The sequence below is a fragment of the Bacillus sp. SRB_8 genome, assembly GCF_003264205.1.
Classification (GTDB): domain Bacteria; phylum Bacillota; class Bacilli; order Bacillales; family Bacillaceae_G; genus Bacillus_A; species Bacillus_A mycoides.
Genome location: NZ_NADT01000006.1, coordinates 203,403 through 218,612, shown reverse-complemented (window position 1 = coordinate 218,612; position 15,210 = coordinate 203,403). Strand labels below are relative to the sequence as shown.

Here is a 15,210-nt window from a genome sequence, read left to right as displayed (position 1 = left end):
GGGATTTTAAATGGAGATAGTTTTTGAAGATTTCCAAGAGGCTTTATCGAAAATAAAATCGCTACGAGAAAGCGCTAATATAATAGAAGAAACTGTTCAAAGAAGTGTAAGTGAAATTGTTCAAAACGTAAGGGAGAGTAAAGATGAGGCTTTATCGTTCTATACAAAAAAGTTTGATGGTGTAGAGACAAAAGATTTTCGTGTAAGTGAGGAAGAAATAAAACAAGCAAGTAAGTTTGTAGAACAAGCTTTTTTAGAAGCGTTAAAAGAGGCGAAGAAAAATATTATCTCGTATCACGAAAAGCAAAAAAGACAATCTATGTTTGATTGCGTGAGTGAAGGGGTAATTAGAGGGCAGCTTATTCGTCCGTTAGAAAATGTAGGTGTATATGTGCCGGGCGGGACTGCTTCGTATCCTTCATCAGTATTAATGAATGTATTGCCAGCAAAACTCGCAGGAGTGAAAAAAATTGTAATGGTAACACCGCCGAAGCAAGGAGGAATTGATCCGCATATTTTAGCTGCTGCAAGTCTTGCAGGTGTAGATGAAATATATATGGCCGGTGGTGCTCAAGTAATTGCTGCTCTAGCATATGGAACGGAATCGATTCCTAAAGTAGATAAAATAGTTGGACCAGGGAATTTATATGTCGCGCTAGCGAAGCGAGAAGTATATGGGATAGTCAATATCGATATGATTGCTGGACCATCAGAAATTGTAGTTATCGCAGATGAAACAGGAAATGCCGAATATATTGCTGCTGATTTATTATCACAGGCAGAACATGACGAGAGGGCAACAGCTATTTGTATTACAACAAATATAAAGCTTGCTAAAGAAGTAGAAAGAGAAATAGAAAGGCAGCTAGAGACGTTGCCTAGAAGTGAAATCGCTCGTGAATCCATAAAAAGAAATGGAGCAATTTTTATTGTCCCTTCTTTAGAAGAGGCGTTTCATTTATCAAATGAAATCGCTCCAGAACATTTAGAGTTACACATAAAAGAGCCAATGAATGCTCTAGCTTATGTAAAGCATGCTGGATCAATTTTTCTTGGCCCATATGCACCTGAACCGCTCGGAGATTATTTGGCGGGGCCGAATCACGTATTACCGACAAGTGGAACGGCAAGATTTTTTTCTCCGTTATCCGTCGATGATTTCGTAAAAAAATCAAGCTTCGTTTCGTATACGGAAGAAGCGTTAAGAAGTGTACAGCATCATATTGTAGAACTTGCAAATAAAGAAGGTTTACATGCACATGCAAGAGCAATCCAAATTAGGTTTAAGGAGGAAGAATAATGCGCGAGTCTAGTCAAGTACGTGAGACGACGGAAACAAAAATTAAATTAAGTTTGCAACTTGATGAAAGTACGAATGTTTCTGTGCAAACGGGAGTTGGATTTTTTGATCATATGCTAACTTTATTTGCTAGACACGGAAGATTTGGTTTGCAAATTGAAGCTGAAGGTGATGTATTCGTTGATGCTCATCATACGGTTGAAGATGTTGGAATTGTACTCGGAACTTGCTTGAAAGAATCATTGCAAAATAAAGAGGGGATTAACCGTTACGGCTCAGCGTATGTACCGATGGATGAATCTTTAGGATTTGTCGCGATTGATATAAGCGGGCGCTCATATATTGTATTTCAAGGTGAATTAACAAATCCGAAGCTAGGGGATTTTGACACAGAATTAACGGAAGAATTTTTTAGAGCAGTTGCTCATGCTGCAAATATTACGTTACATGCTCGCATTTTATACGGAAGCAATACACATCACAAAATTGAAGCTTTATTTAAAGCGTTCGGTCGAGCGCTTAGAGAGGCAGTCGATAAAAATGCCAATATTAATGGTGTAAATTCAACGAAAGGGATGTTGTAATTGATTGCAATTATAGATTATGGAATGGGAAATATTCGTAGTGTGGAACAAGCATTAAAATATATTGGAACAGAGTACATCATAACGGATGATAAAAAAGAAATATTGAGAAGTGATGGAGTTATTTTACCAGGAGTAGGCACATTTCCGAAAGCGATGGGCGTTTTAGAAGAAAAAGATTTAGTATGTGTGCTAAAAGAAGTTGGGAGCTTAGGAAAACCGCTTCTGGGTATTTGCTTAGGAATGCAGCTTTTATTTGAGAAAAGTGAGGAACTACAAAATTGTAACGGATTAAATTTATTGCCAGGTGTTATTCGAAAGTTAAAAGTTCCTTATAAAATTCCACATATGGGGTGGAATGAATTAAAAAAAGAAGGAGAAATATCGCTTTGGAATGGAGTAGAGGACGGTTCTTTCGTATATTATGTCCACTCTTATTATGCAGATTGTCCGAATGAAATTGTGTATGGGGCAAGTGAATATGGTGTGAAAGTACCTGGTTTTGTAGCAAAAGGAAATATATTTGGCGCACAGTTTCATCCTGAAAAAAGTGGGGAAATTGGGATGCGAATGTTAAAAAATTTCAAAGGGGTGGTAGAAGCATGGAAATCTTCCCAGCTATCGATGTAAAAGAAGGACGATGCGTCAGGCTTTATCAAGGAGAGTTTAGTAAAGAAACGGTGATGAATGAAGATCCAGTCGCACAAGCAATCATATTTGAAAAACTTGGAGCGAAAATACTACACGTTGTTGATTTAGATGGAGCAATTGTTGGGGAGTCAGTAAATTTACCTGTCATTGAAAAAATATGCAAGGCGGTACGTATTCCGGTGCAAATTGGAGGAGGAGTTCGGTCACTCGCGGCAGTGGAGAAGTTGTTGTCAGTAGGTGTAGAAAAAGTGATATTAGGAACGGCTGCCCTTTACGATAAATCATTTTTAGAAGAAGCGGTTCGTCTATATAAGGAGCAAATCATAGTTGGAATTGATGCGAAAAATGGTTTCGTAGCAACGAGGGGCTGGTTAGATGTGTCTGAAATTTCGTACATCGATTTAGCGAAGCAAATGGAAAGTGTAGGTGTTCAAACGATTGTGTTTACGGACATTTCAAAAGATGGGACACTTGCAGGACCAAATTTTGAGCAATTAGAGTTACTGCAAAAAAGCGTGGGTATTCGTGTGATTGCATCTGGAGGTGTCGCATCTATTCAACAGGTGAAAAGATTAAATGATATGAACATATATGGCGTCATTATTGGGAAGGCACTTTACGAGAAAACGATTGATTTAGAAAAAGTGTTACAGGTAACAAAACTATGTTAGCAAAACGAATTATTCCATGTCTAGATGTGAAAGAAGGGCGGGTAGTAAAGGGTGTGAATTTTATAGGGTTACAAGACGTCGGTGATCCTGTTGAAATAGCCGCATTATATAATGATGCGGGAGCAGATGAAATCGTATTTTTAGACATTACTGCGACGCATGAAGGGCGAAAAACGATTATAGATGTTGTAGAAAAAACTGCTTCAAAAGTATTCATACCTCTCACAGTTGGCGGGGGGATTTCAAGTGTTAAAGATATGTACAATTTACTAAGAGCTGGAGCAGATAAAGTTTCAATAAACTCAGCGGCAGTGAGAAATCCGAAGTTAATCCAGGAAGGTGCGGAACATTTTGGCTCACAATGTATTGTCGTAGCAATTGATGCTAGAAAAGTAGAGGAAGATAAATGGAATGTATACGTGAACGGCGGAAGAGTCGATACAGGGATGGATGCAATCGAATGGGCAAAGCGCGTTGTCCAGCTAGGGGCAGGAGAAATTTTACTGACGAGTATGGATGCAGATGGAACGAAAAACGGATATGATCTTCGTTTAACAGGAGCAATTTCAAACAGCGTTTCTGTTCCAGTAATCGCATCAGGTGGATGTGGTCATGTGGATCACATTATAGAAGTATTTCAAAAGACAACAGTTGATGCAGCATTAGCGGCATCAATCTTTCATTATGGTGAAGCGACTGTACAAGATGTAAAGAGAAAATTAAGAGAAGCAAATGTTGAGGTGCGGTTATGAAACCTAATTTTGCAAAAGGATTGATACCAGCTGTTGTTATCGAGGAAGATACGAAAGAAGTTTTAATGTTAGCTTATATGAATGAAGAAGCGTATGACAAGACGATGGAAACGAAAAGAACATGGTTTTATTCCCGTTCGAGACAATCGTTATGGAATAAAGGAGGTACATCGGGAAATGTCCAATATGTGCAATCACTTTATTTAGACTGTGATCAAGATGCAATCGTTGTTGTTGTAAAGCAAGTAGGGCCTGCTTGCCATACGGGAGAAAAAACGTGTTTTCACTACAAAATTATATAGGGGGATACATATGGAAGATATCCTTAAGTTATTATTTGAAACAATTGAAGAACGAAAGAAAAATCCACTCTCTGAATCATATACGAATTATTTATTTTCAAAAGGTGAAGATAAAATTTTAAAGAAAATTGGTGAGGAGTGCACCGAAGTAATTATTGCGTCTAAAAATAATGATAAAGAAGAAATAGTAAAAGAAATGGTTGATGTGTTCTATCACTGTTTTGTTCTATTAGCCGAAAAAAATATTCCATTAGAAGATGTCATGCAAGAAGTGAAAGAAAGAAATGGAAAGCTTTCGCGAGTAGGGGACAGAAGAGAAATAGATACATTATAAGGGGGAATATGGATGAAAGTGGACTATCACATTCATTTAGAAGAAGGGCCATATTCAATAGGGTGGCTAGCTAAAATAAATGATGCGCTACAATATTTTGAACCGCTTAAAGAAGAAAAACATTCTATGGAATGGCTTATGAAAACACAAGAACGCCTGCAAAGACGTGTGAAAGAAGGTCCATTTACAGCGAAATGGATTGATTTATATTTAGAAGAAGCTGTGCGAAAAGGTATAAAAGAAGTTGGCATTGTCGATCATTTATATCGTTTTCATGAAGCGAAAGGATATTATGAAAAGTATGTAGATATTAGTGATTCTAAGCTTGGTCGCCTGCAAAAAGAATGGTTAGATCAAGTAAGAGTAACGTCTATTTATGATTTTACAAAGGCGATTGAAGAGGCAAAAGAGCGATGGAGTAAACGAGGGATAACGCTCAAACTTGGAATTGAAGCGGATTATTTTATCGGGGGTGAACAAGAGTTAAAAGGTTTACTAGCATTAGGAGACTTTGATTATGTAATCGGTTCGGTCCATTTTATAGATGGATGGGGATTTGATAATCCAGATACGAAAGAGTATTTTGGTACGCATGAGTTACATACTTTATATCACACGTTTTTCGCTACAGTTGAAAGTGCTGTTCGTTCCGATCTTTTTGATATTATAGCTCACCTCGATAACATAAAAGTATTTAATTACCGGTTAGATGAGAATGAACAGCTTTCTTATTATAAGGAAATTGCTCGTGCGTTAGTGGAAACAAATACAGCAACAGAAATAAATGCGGGATTGTACTATCGATATCCTGTGCGCGAAATGTGCCCAAGTCCGCTTTATTTACAAGTATTAGCTAAGCATGGAATTCCGATTACTCTATCCTCAGATGCCCATTATCCGAATGATTTAGGAAAGTATGTGGAAGAGAATATAAAGACATTACGCAATCATGATATTTCTCACATAGCTACATTTACGAAACGAGTAAGAACGATGAGATTGCTTGAAGAAGAAGTAATAATTTCAAAATGAAACACGATTTTTTGATGAAAATCACTCTTTTTGTTCAAAATAAGAAAGAATGAAAAGGAGGATAAAAAATGGCGAAACAACAAAATAAACAAAACATACAAGCGGTAGATCAAGCCTATACTTCTGAAACAAATAATACTGCTAACTCAGTTATTGAGGAACAAATTAGCGATACAGTTGCAGAAGGAACAATCGATGCGAAGCTTGGGAAAGAATCGCAAGAAAAAGCGTAAAAAGAGGGGAGAGTTGCATCTCCTCTTTTTTTATGGAAAAGTGTCGATTTTCAAAACTATAATCAAATTCCTTGGTTTTTATATGTAGATTTCTTACAATGAAATATAAGAGATATCATATTTTGTATAGAAGAGGTGTTAGTAGTGGCGAAAATATTAGTAGCAGGGAAAATTCCAGAAATCGGATTAGAATTATTGAAAAATCATGATGTAGAAATGTACAATAAAGAAGAATTAATTAGTGTAGAAGAGTTAGCAGAACGTGTAAAAGATAAAGATGCACTTTTAAGCTTACTTTCTACGAAGGTATCGAAAGAGGTTATTGACGCAGCACCAAACTTGAAAATTATCGCAAATTATGGTGCTGGTTACGATAATATTGATTACACATATGCTGGAGAAAAGGGTATTGCTGTTACAAATACGCCGAAAGTATCTACAGAGGCAACAGCAGAATTAACGTTTGCACTGCTTTTAGCAGCGGCACGTAGAATTCCTGAAGGGGATACCTTATGTCGTACAACTGGATTTAACGGCTGGGCACCATTATTCTTCTTGGGCCGCGAAGTACACGGTAAGACAATTGGAATCATTGGCCTCGGAGAAATTGGGAAGGCAGTTGCAAAGCGTGCGAGAGCATTTGGAATGAATGTTTTATATACAGGACCAAATCGAAAGCCTGAAGCTGAAAGTGAACTGGAAGCGACATACGTAACGTTGGAAGAATTATTACAAACAGCGGACTTTATTACAATTAACTGTGCTTATAATCCGAAATTACATCATATGATTGATGAAGAACAGTTTAAAATGATGAAGAAAACAGCATATATTATAAATGCTTCACGTGGACCAATTATGAATGAATCAGCACTTGCTCATGCACTAAAAACGAATGAAATTGAAGGTGCAGCTCTTGACGTATTTGAATTTGAACCGAAAATTACAGAAGAGCTAAAAGGATTAAAGAATGTAGTACTTGCTCCTCACGTAGGAAATGCAACATTCGAAACACGTGATGCAATGGCTGAAATGGCAGTAAGAAATATTTTAGCTGTATTAAATGGTGAAGAACCTGTAACACCTGTAAATCAAAAAGTATTAGTTACAAAATAAAAAACCTTCCGAAATACGGAAGGTTTTTTATTTTTCTTTATTCGCTTTTTTAGAAGGTCTTTGTCTAATAAATTGAGATAACATATACAAAATGTATAGTGGAATGGCAATGAATAAGAAAACAGAAATGTTGCCAAAACTTGTTTGGTACATTGTGATAATAATTCCAACTAAAAATAGTGTAATAATTATGCTATATCGTGGAATTGGTACATCTTTTAAACTTGGGATACGAACACGGCTCACCATTAAAAATGCGAACGTTACGAATACGGTAATGAGAACAATTTTTGGAATGGTATGTGAAAATAATGTTAAGAAAGCAACAAGCCCTCCTGCTGCAGTAATCGGAACTCCAGTGAAATATTTCATAGAAGTAGATGATGGCGTTACATTAAATCGTGCTAAGCGATATGCTCCGAACAGTGGGAATAATCCCGCTATGTATAGTCCAATGATGCCATAGTTGGAGAAAGATGTGTAATACATTAAAACAGCAGGTGCTGCGCCAAATGTTACAACATCCGCGAGTGAATCAAGCTCTTTGCCCATTTGTGAATCAACGCGTAATAAACGAGCGACACGACCATCAAGACTATCTAACATCATCCCGATCAGTACTAAAATAGCAGCTGATTTATAATATCCTAAAGATGCATAGCCGATTGACAAAAATCCGCTATATAAATTCCCGAGCGTAAATAAGTTTGGAATAGCTGCTCTATACAAAATCTGATCCCTTGCTTTCTGTTATAAATTCTTAATTAGTGTATGAAAGTTTACTTATTTTATCATACCATAAATTTCTTTCTCATACGAAAAAAATTCCCAATTTGTGAAAGATTGTATAGAAGAGAAATTTAAAAAATAAGTAAAAAAAGGAAGCAACTTTTGTAAAGTTGCTTCCTACACTATTCAAATTTCGTTGTCATCGTTCCGGTTTTATATCGATTGTTAGGATCAAATCGTAATAAATCTCCATAAATGAGTTTGTCGGATAATTTTAATTCTGTTTTTGCTTTTTCAATATAAGGCTGACATAGTGTTAAATCAGCTTCTTCACCTGTGCTTCTTTTATAGCACATATTTTTTGTATAAACATAATCTTCCGAAACAAAACTGCCGTCCCGCATTACCATAAGAGGGTCTTTTTCTTTCGTAAATAAGTCTGTTCCAAATTCTACGGATTGATTTGTTTTAATACCAAGTAAATGAAGTAACGTTGGTTTAATATCAATTTGACCAGATACTTTAGAGATGACTTTTCCTTCTTGGCCAGGCACATGAATAATGAGAGGGACGCGTTGTAATTGCATAGAATCAAACGGTGTAATAGCGTCTTTCCCAAGGAACTGAGCCATAGCTGCATTATGGTTTTCAGAAATGCCGTAATGATCACCATAAATGACAATAACGGAATTATCATATAGTCCTTCGTCTTTCAATTGTTTAATAAATAATTTAAGAGCTTCATCCGTGTAACGAACGGTTGGGAAGTAGCGATTTAAAACACCACTTTCGGAATTAAATTCATCAACATATTGATCTTCTGGATTTAGAAGAAATGGAAAATGGTTTGTTAACGTAATAAATTTTGTATAGAACGGTTGTGGTAAAGATTTTAACTTTGGAATAGATTGCTCAAAGAACTCTTTATCTTTTAATCCCCAACCGACAGACATTTGTTCCGTTCCTACGTAATCATTTAAATTAAAGTAACGATCATATCCAAGCGCAGGATACATTACGTCACGATTCCAAAACGTTTTATCGTTTGAATGGAAGACAGCAGAAGAATATCCGTATTTCTTTAATTGTTCTGGTGTGGCAGTGTATTCATTTGTTGCATGAGTAAAGAATACAGAACCACGGTCTAACGGATAAAGGGAATTTTCAACGATAAATTCAGCATCAGAAGTTTTACCTTGTCCCGTTTGATGATAGAAGTTATCGAAATAAAAACTATCTTTAATAAACTCATTTAAAAATGGAGTAATCTCTTTTCCATTTATTTTTTTATTAATAATAAAACTTTGTGTAGATTCCATTGAAATTAAAATTACATTTTTACCCTTTGCAGCTCCAAATAAGTTTTTATCAACTTGTTTATCTTTTGAGTCTGTATAGTTTTTAATTTCAGAGAACCCGTCTCCACTTGCAAATACACGCTCAGCTGAAGACTTAGATTGAAGTGTAATATCAAATAGATGATATGTGTATAACCCTAAATTTTTCACGACAGTTTGACGATCAAACGAGCGTGAGAACATTTGTGGTTTATATATAACTGAAACAACAATTTGTAGTGCTAATAATACTGTTACACCGCTAAAGAAAGTTCGCTTCTCAGAGCGAGAAAGGGGTGTTTTATCACCAAATGATGGGAATTTACGCGAAATAAACATTAAAATAATTGCGTCTGCAAATAAAAGTAATGTTTTATACGTAAAGAGTTCTTTTATACTCGTCCCTAAGTCAGCCATATTATTTGTTTGGAATAAAACAGGGAAAGTAACAAAATCGTTATAGAACCCGTAAAACATTGCATTTCCAAATAAAATAAATGACAGTATAAAACTAATTACAATAATAATTCGGTTTCGGTACTTAGATGCAAGTAAAGCGAAACCAAAAAATAAAAGTAACGAAGCTAGTGGGTTAATAAAAAGCATAAACTCTTCAAAGAAGTTATCAATTCTAATATCAAATGCTAGCTTGTACACAATATATGTTTTTATCCATAATAAAACGACTGCAACTAGTGCAAATCGCAGTTTTGGAAACAGATTTTGTAGCATAATATACTCCTCTCCTAAAAGCATGACGGTTCTTGTGAGCCGGTTTGATTAGCGCCTCATTTTATATATACGAACAGTCCTTTGTTATTATGTTTATTATACTATGAGTATCATTATACGAAAATAAAAGAGAGTTGTGGGCTTTTTTATAATAATTGAGTAGAAAAAGGGCAGTGGGAGACAATAAAACGGAGTTTCTATGTATGATAATTATCGTGCGCAAAAAGAATCGAGTAATAAAACGGAGGTTATAATGCGAAAATTATTATATTTTATAGTATGCAGTAGTGTTATACTTTTTGCTTCACCGAGTGTGTCGGTAGCACAATATGATGCACCCCTTATGGAAGATGCCCTTTATTCTGTTTTATTTCCAAAAATAAATAAGGCAATTGAAAAACAATATGGGAGCTTGAAGCCTTATCAATGTCCTAAAATTATTAGTTTAAAAAAAGTGTATAGTGGTACATATTTATTTCAAACGAGTATTGAAGTAACGAAGTATGAACAGGTTGGTGGGAAAATTGTTCCACCATTTGAGAAGGTAACGATTACATTTAATAACGAAGAGGGCGAATGGGAAGTGACAAAGGTTTCAGTAAAGCGCTTACCAAATGATACAAAATTAAACTGTAAAAAAACAATATAAAAAATTGTTTGACAAATAAAATGGTCCTTTGGTATTGTTAATAGCAACAATTAGATGTTTGAAAATTAAATAGACTTACCTCATCTACTCTCAAAGGTAGAGGCCGCGATAGGAAAGAGTAAGCTATGGGAGATTTAATGGAATCTGTGATCATAGGTTGAAAGGGACTATTGCCGAAATATAAGAATAACCATCTTATTCATATATTGGGACTGCATTGAATAAATGTAGTACTGTCATAAGATTTATTTTATGAAGAGCTATTTGGAGATGTTGATGCGGTTTCTTATTTTGAGGAGATAACAACTCGTTTATTTTTTCAATATATATTTTTCCTAATAAGAAACGCGTGTGAACATTGTTCCGCGCGTTTTTTGTCTATCTAAAAGCGTGCTGCAATGAATAGAAGATTGGGGTTATGAGTTTTAGAGGAAATAAGGGAGGAATTCAAATGTATTTACACGGCACAAGCCGAATCAATGGGCAAGGACACTTAGAAATTGGTGGGTGCGATACGACGCAGCTAGCAAAACAATACGGAACACCACTTTATGTATACGATGAAGAGTCTATTCGAGGAAAGTGCCGCGCGTTTCATCGTGCTTTTAAAGAAAGTGGTTTCTCTTATCAAGTAGCATATGCAAGCAAGGCGTTCTTGTGCATGGAGATGTGCCGAGTAGCTCGTGAAGAGAATATGTCTTTAGATGTTGTTTCTGGAGGAGAATTATATACTGCGCTCCAAGCTGGTTTTCCGGCATCGCGTATTCATTTTCACGGAAATAATAAAACAGAAGAAGAAATGATTATGGCTCTTCAGGCGAATATCGGTTGTTTTGTAGTAGATAATTTCTTAGAATTAGAAATCTTACATGATTTAGCAATGCAACATGGGAAATTTGTGAACATATTAATCCGTGTAACGCCTGGAGTAGAGGCACATACACACGAATATATAACAACAGGTCAAGAGGATTCGAAATTTGGATTTGGTGTTTCAAATGGTCAAGCGATGCAAGCAATTGAGCTTGCCTTGCAAAAATCAAATTATAATGTGCTAGGAATTCACTCGCACATCGGATCACAAATATTTGAAACGGCTGGATTTGTTCGAGCAATTGAAGTACTCCGCCAATTTTTAGAAGAAGTGAGAGAGCGAACACATTATGTGATGAAAGTATTAAATGTGGGCGGAGGTTTCGGTATACGTTATACGGATTCAGATACACCGTTAACACTTGAAACGTATGTGCACGCTGTAACAAGTACGATAAGAGAACAATTTACATTATGTGAATATCCGCTTCCAGAAATATGGATTGAACCAGGTCGTAGTATCGTAGGTGATGCTGGAACAACACTTTATACAGTCGGAGCGGTGAAAGAGATTCCTGGCATTCGGAAATATGTTTCAGTCGATGGTGGAATGACAGATAATTTAAGACCAGCTCTATACGGGGCCCGTTATGAGGCGATGTTGGCGAATCGAGGGAATGATGAGAATGAGGAACTCGTTTCGATTGCTGGGAAATGCTGTGAAAGTGGAGATATGCTGATTTGGGATATTAACTTACCGCAAGTTGCTTCTTCTGATTTACTAGCAATTTCTTGTACGGGGGCATATGGGTACTCGATGGCGAATAATTATAATCGTATTCGTAGACCAGCTGTCGTCTTTGCAAAAGGCGGGACGTCACAAATTGTCGTAGAACGTGAAACATATGAAAATATCATTGGGAACGATCGCATACGTATTAAAGAGCTGGTGTGAATGAGAAAGAAGGAGTTGTCTAGTAAAGGCAACTCCTTTTAAAAAAAGAAAAATAATTAAATATATCGGAAAACTAGGATTGAAAAAAATCAGAATTGTGATAAAATACAAATACAAAGCTTATCAAGAGAAGCTGAGGGAACTGGCCCTACGAAGCTCGGCAACCTGCTTATAGAAAGCAAGGTGCTAAATCCAGCAAAATGGAATCCATTTTGAAAGATAAGGTAAAATATATTACCGAACAGTCTTTTCGAAATGGGAAAGATTTTTTTTATGAATAAAAAGGGGGGCTGTTTGCGTGAGCGTACGGGAGCATTTTGATGAAGTATCTGAGAAAATTCAAGCGATGCTTGCTGATATGAAATATGGTTCCATTACAATTGTTGTGCAAGATGGAAAAGTGATTCAATTAGAAAAAAGTGAAAAGGTTCGTTTAAAGTAAAAAGCGCTGACTAGAAAAACTAGAGGCGGTTTTAATCTATTTTTAATAGGTTAAAGCCGTCTTTTTGCTTTTACAGGGGGAAAAAACATGTTGACGTACGAAACGTGGAAAGAAAATAGTGTTTCATTTTCTGAAGAAGATGAAACGAAAGGCGCGCTATCAGTATTAAGTTGGGCTTATAACGAATATAAAGATGAAATTGTATATGCATGTAGCTTTGGGGTGGAGGGAATGGTTTTATTGCATCTTATAAACCAAGTAAATCCATCTGCTAAAGTTGTATTTTTGGATACAAATGTTCATTTTCAAGAAACGTACGAATTAATTAAGAAGGTACGCGAGAGATTTCCTTCATTAAATATTATAGAAAAACAGCCAGAACTTACACTCGATGAACAAGCGAAGCTTCATGGAGAGAAGTTATGGGAAAGTAATCCGAATCTTTGCTGTAGTATTAGAAAAATTTTACCGTTAGAAAAATCATTAGCAGCGGAAAAAGCGTGGATATCAGGCTTAAGAAGGGAACAATCAGAAACGCGTAAGCATACACAGTTTATAAATCAAGATCGTCGTTTTCAATCTATTAAAGTTTGTCCACTCATTCATTGGACTTGGAAAGAAGTTTGGCGATATGTATATAAACATAGTTTGCCGTATAACCCATTGCATGATGTTGGCTATCCGAGTATTGGGTGTGAGAAATGTACATTACCTGTAGGTGATGGTGGCAACTCAAGAGATGGAAGATGGGCTGGGAAAATGAAGACGGAATGTGGCCTTCACTTTCAATGAGATAGATTTTGAAATAAAGCTAAGAAGGGATATAAGAAGATGAGTACAACAAATGAATTAGTAAACCGCATTGATGAAACATATGAAATATCGAACATTGTAAAGGAAATCGAGATAGACAAAATTGCACTTAGTGATTTAGAACTTTTGGCGACAGGAGGATATAGCCCTCTTACAGGATTTTTAGGGAAGAGAGATTATGATTCAGTAGTAGAAACGCTTCGTTTAGCAAATGGTAGCGTATGGAGTATACCGATTACACTACCGGTAACAGAGGAAGTAGCAGAGGGACTGAAAGCTGGAGAGGAAGTAAAACTTGTTAACGATGGAAATGTATATGGTGTTATTCAAATAGAAGATATTTTTGTACCTGATAAAGAAAAAGAAGCGTTACTTGTATATAAAACGACGGATGAAGCTCATCCAGGAGTAAAGAAATTATATGAACGACCAAACGTTTACGTTGGAGGAGCTATTATTCTTACAAAACGTTTTGGGAATAATCCATTTCCTTCTTATCATTTAGATCCAATTGAAACGAGAGAAGAATTTAAAAAACGCGGTTGGAAAACAGTAGTTGGATTTCAAACGAGAAACCCAGTACATCGTGCCCATGAGTATATTCAAAAATCTGCCCTTGAAATTGTAGATGGTCTCTTTTTAAATCCGCTCGTTGGGGAAACGAAGTCAGATGATATTCCTGCTGATGTAAGGATGGAAAGCTATGAAGTATTACTTCAAAACTATTATCCGAAAGATCGTGTCTTTTTAGGTGTATTTCCTGCAGCAATGCGTTATGCAGGACCAAGGGAAGCGATATTTCATTCACTAGTAAGAAAGAACTTTGGTTGTACCCACTTTATTGTAGGGCGTGATCATGCTGGGGTAGGGGACTATTACGGAACATATGAAGCGCAGGAAATCTTTACGAATTTTACAGTAGAAGAGTTAGGGATTACGCCGTTATTTTTTGAACATAGTTTTTACTGCACGAAATGTGAAGCAATGGCTTCAACGAAAACATGTCCGCATGGAAAAGAAGACCGTGTCATTTTATCGGGTACGAAAGTACGAGAAATGTTAAGGAATGGTGAGATTCCGCCAAGTACATTTAGTCGTAAAGAAGTAGTGGAAGTGCTAATTAAAGGTTTGAAAAAAGAAGTAGTAACAGAATAGGGAGAGAATGAGATGGATACGAATATTACTTGGCATACAGCTTCTGTTTCAAAAAATGAGAGAAGAGTGAAGAATGGGCATCACAGTTTTGTAGTTTGGTTTACTGGTTTATCAGCTTCGGGTAAATCTACAGTAGCGAATGCGGTTGCTCGCAAACTGTTTGAAAAGAATATCGGAAATTATGTGCTAGATGGGGATAATATTCGCCAAGGTTTAAATAAAGATTTAGGTTTTTCTGAAAGTGATCGCATGGAAAATATAAGACGTATTGGTGAAGTGGCAAAGTTATTTGTAGATCAAGGAACTGTTGTCCTTACAGCGTTTATTTCACCATTTCGAGTAGACCGAAAACAAGTTAGGGAACTATTAGCTGCAGATGAGTTTATAGAAGTGTTTGTAAAATGTCCAATTGAAGAGTGTGAGAAACGTGATCCGAAAGGACTTTATAAAAAGGCGAGAAAAGGTGATATTAAAGAGTTTACAGGTATCGATTCACCGTATGAGGAACCAAAACAAGCAGAATTAATTGTAGAAACGCACAAGTATTCTATTGAAGAATGTGCAGAGCAAATTGTGAAGTACTTGCAAGAGCGTAGTTTCATATAGGGGG

The 15,210-nt window shown here is 36.2% G+C and carries 18 protein-coding genes and 2 riboswitches; of the genes, 16 read left to right on the top strand and 2 right to left on the bottom strand.

Going from position 1 to position 15,210, the window contains the following annotated elements; genetic code table 11:
• The first annotated feature begins 10 nt into the window (after positions 1–10).
• The 10 genes from hisD to B5P40_RS06190 all read left to right on the top strand — a co-directional run bounded on the left by hisD (position 11) and on the right by B5P40_RS06190 (position 6,975).
• A complete protein-coding gene (gene hisD, locus B5P40_RS06235) occupies positions 11–1,300 on the top strand; it encodes a histidinol dehydrogenase (RefSeq protein WP_002126285.1) in 1,290 nt (429 codons plus the stop codon).
• The gene (gene hisB / locus B5P40_RS06230) at positions 1,300–1,884 is read left to right on the top strand and encodes an imidazoleglycerol-phosphate dehydratase HisB (RefSeq protein ID WP_002030662.1); all 585 of its coding nucleotides are present in this window, start codon (positions 1,300–1,302) and stop codon (positions 1,882–1,884) included. The genes hisD and hisB overlap by 1 nt, the downstream gene beginning before the upstream one ends.
• A complete protein-coding gene (gene hisH / locus B5P40_RS06225) occupies positions 1,885–2,514 on the top strand; it encodes an imidazole glycerol phosphate synthase subunit HisH (protein ID WP_002168816.1) in 630 nt (209 codons plus the stop codon). It abuts the gene before it with no gap.
• On the top strand, positions 2,487–3,206 hold the full coding sequence (gene hisA / locus B5P40_RS06220) for a 1-(5-phosphoribosyl)-5-[(5-phosphoribosylamino)methylideneamino]imidazole-4-carboxamide isomerase (protein WP_113708976.1): 720 nt from the start codon (positions 2,487–2,489) through the stop codon (positions 3,204–3,206). Before hisH ends, hisA begins: the two co-directional genes overlap by 28 nt.
• A complete protein-coding gene (gene hisF, locus B5P40_RS06215) occupies positions 3,200–3,958 on the top strand; it encodes an imidazoleglycerol phosphate synthase cyclase subunit (RefSeq protein WP_113708975.1) in 759 nt (252 codons plus the stop codon). The genes hisA and hisF overlap by 7 nt, the downstream gene beginning before the upstream one ends.
• A complete protein-coding gene (gene hisI / locus B5P40_RS06210) occupies positions 3,955–4,260 on the top strand; it encodes a phosphoribosyl-AMP cyclohydrolase (RefSeq protein ID WP_113708974.1) in 306 nt (101 codons plus the stop codon). Before hisF ends, hisI begins: the two co-directional genes overlap by 4 nt.
• Positions 4,261–4,270: 10 nt before the next feature.
• Positions 4,271–4,594 carry a phosphoribosyl-ATP diphosphatase gene (gene hisE, locus B5P40_RS06205; protein ID WP_002011702.1) on the top strand — a complete coding sequence of 108 codons (324 nt, stop codon included), beginning with the start codon at positions 4,271–4,273 and terminating at the stop codon, positions 4,592–4,594.
• 12 nt (positions 4,595–4,606) lie between these two features.
• Entirely contained in the window at positions 4,607–5,626 is a 1,020-nt protein-coding gene (locus B5P40_RS06200; protein ID WP_113708973.1) for a histidinol phosphate phosphatase domain-containing protein, read from the top strand.
• A gap of 68 nt (positions 5,627–5,694) precedes the next feature.
• Positions 5,695–5,859 carry a YozQ family protein gene (locus tag B5P40_RS06195; RefSeq protein ID WP_080449916.1) on the top strand — a complete coding sequence of 55 codons (165 nt, stop codon included), beginning with the start codon at positions 5,695–5,697 and terminating at the stop codon, positions 5,857–5,859.
• Between the two features lie 135 nt (positions 5,860–5,994).
• Complete coding sequence (locus B5P40_RS06190) at positions 5,995–6,975, top strand: 2-hydroxyacid dehydrogenase family protein (RefSeq protein ID WP_002011699.1); 981 nt, start codon at positions 5,995–5,997, stop codon at positions 6,973–6,975.
• A gap of 27 nt (positions 6,976–7,002) precedes the next feature.
• On the opposite strand, the gene pssA is transcribed toward B5P40_RS06190, so the two are convergent.
• Positions 7,003–7,704 carry a CDP-diacylglycerol--serine O-phosphatidyltransferase gene (pssA, locus tag B5P40_RS06185; protein WP_002011698.1) on the bottom strand — a complete coding sequence of 234 codons (702 nt, stop codon included), beginning with the start codon at positions 7,702–7,704 and terminating at the stop codon, positions 7,003–7,005.
• A 182-nt stretch (positions 7,705–7,886) separates the two neighbouring features.
• Entirely contained in the window at positions 7,887–9,773 is a 1,887-nt protein-coding gene (locus B5P40_RS06180; protein WP_113708972.1) for an LTA synthase family protein, read from the bottom strand.
• Positions 9,774–10,026: 253 nt separating this feature from the next.
• Here B5P40_RS06180 and B5P40_RS06175 point away from each other — a divergent pair, with 253 nt between their 5' ends.
• The 6 genes from B5P40_RS06175 (at position 10,027) to cysC (ending at position 15,206) form a co-directional block, all read left to right on the top strand.
• The gene (locus B5P40_RS06175) at positions 10,027–10,422 is read left to right on the top strand and encodes a DUF3888 domain-containing protein (RefSeq protein ID WP_181150756.1); all 396 of its coding nucleotides are present in this window, start codon (positions 10,027–10,029) and stop codon (positions 10,420–10,422) included.
• 89 nt (positions 10,423–10,511) lie between these two features.
• Positions 10,512–10,693, top strand: a riboswitch (Lysine riboswitch).
• 180 nt (positions 10,694–10,873) lie between these two features.
• Positions 10,874–12,190, top strand: a complete 1,317-nt coding sequence (gene lysA, locus B5P40_RS06170) for a diaminopimelate decarboxylase (RefSeq protein WP_002126306.1) — start codon at positions 10,874–10,876, stop codon at positions 12,188–12,190.
• Between the two features lie 117 nt (positions 12,191–12,307).
• Positions 12,308–12,416, top strand: a riboswitch (SAM riboswitch).
• A gap of 72 nt (positions 12,417–12,488) precedes the next feature.
• Positions 12,489–12,632, top strand: coding sequence for a YezD family protein (locus tag B5P40_RS06165; protein ID WP_000116159.1), 144 nt, complete (start codon positions 12,489–12,491; stop codon positions 12,630–12,632).
• Between the two features lie 87 nt (positions 12,633–12,719).
• Positions 12,720–13,424, top strand: coding sequence for a phosphoadenylyl-sulfate reductase (locus B5P40_RS06160; protein ID WP_002011694.1), 705 nt, complete (start codon positions 12,720–12,722; stop codon positions 13,422–13,424).
• A 39-nt stretch (positions 13,425–13,463) separates the two neighbouring features.
• The gene (sat, locus tag B5P40_RS06155; protein ID WP_113708971.1) at positions 13,464–14,600 is read left to right on the top strand and encodes a sulfate adenylyltransferase; all 1,137 of its coding nucleotides are present in this window, start codon (positions 13,464–13,466) and stop codon (positions 14,598–14,600) included.
• A 12-nt stretch (positions 14,601–14,612) separates the two neighbouring features.
• The gene (gene cysC / locus B5P40_RS06150; RefSeq protein WP_002188928.1) at positions 14,613–15,206 is read left to right on the top strand and encodes an adenylyl-sulfate kinase; all 594 of its coding nucleotides are present in this window, start codon (positions 14,613–14,615) and stop codon (positions 15,204–15,206) included.
• Positions 15,207–15,210 lie beyond the last annotated feature (4 nt).

What these genes read in the sequence shown, in the direction of transcription:
- hisA (WP_113708976.1), top strand. Translation starts at nt 2,487, where the DNA reads ATGGAAATCTTCCCAGCTATCGATGTAAAAGAAGGACGATGCGTCAGG.
- hisE (WP_002011702.1), top strand. Translation starts at nt 4,271, where the DNA reads ATGGAAGATATCCTTAAGTTATTATTTGAAACAATTGAAGAACGAAAG.
- B5P40_RS06195 (WP_080449916.1), top strand. Translation starts at nt 5,695, where the DNA reads ATGGCGAAACAACAAAATAAACAAAACATACAAGCGGTAGATCAAGCC.
- B5P40_RS06175 (WP_181150756.1), top strand. Translation starts at nt 10,027, where the DNA reads ATGCGAAAATTATTATATTTTATAGTATGCAGTAGTGTTATACTTTTT.
- hisF (WP_113708975.1), top strand. Translation starts at nt 3,200, where the DNA reads ATGTTAGCAAAACGAATTATTCCATGTCTAGATGTGAAAGAAGGGCGG.
- hisB (WP_002030662.1), top strand. Translation starts at nt 1,300, where the DNA reads ATGCGCGAGTCTAGTCAAGTACGTGAGACGACGGAAACAAAAATTAAA.
- lysA (WP_002126306.1), top strand. Translation starts at nt 10,874, where the DNA reads ATGTATTTACACGGCACAAGCCGAATCAATGGGCAAGGACACTTAGAA.
- sat (WP_113708971.1), top strand. Translation starts at nt 13,464, where the DNA reads ATGAGTACAACAAATGAATTAGTAAACCGCATTGATGAAACATATGAA.
- hisD (WP_002126285.1), top strand. Translation starts at nt 11, where the DNA reads ATGGAGATAGTTTTTGAAGATTTCCAAGAGGCTTTATCGAAAATAAAA.
- B5P40_RS06200 (WP_113708973.1), top strand. Translation starts at nt 4,607, where the DNA reads ATGAAAGTGGACTATCACATTCATTTAGAAGAAGGGCCATATTCAATA.
- B5P40_RS06160 (WP_002011694.1), top strand. Translation starts at nt 12,720, where the DNA reads ATGTTGACGTACGAAACGTGGAAAGAAAATAGTGTTTCATTTTCTGAA.
- hisI (WP_113708974.1), top strand. Translation starts at nt 3,955, where the DNA reads ATGAAACCTAATTTTGCAAAAGGATTGATACCAGCTGTTGTTATCGAG.
- B5P40_RS06180 (WP_113708972.1), bottom strand. Translation starts at nt 9,773, where the DNA reads ATGCTACAAAATCTGTTTCCAAAACTGCGATTTGCACTAGTTGCAGTC.
- cysC (WP_002188928.1), top strand. Translation starts at nt 14,613, where the DNA reads ATGGATACGAATATTACTTGGCATACAGCTTCTGTTTCAAAAAATGAG.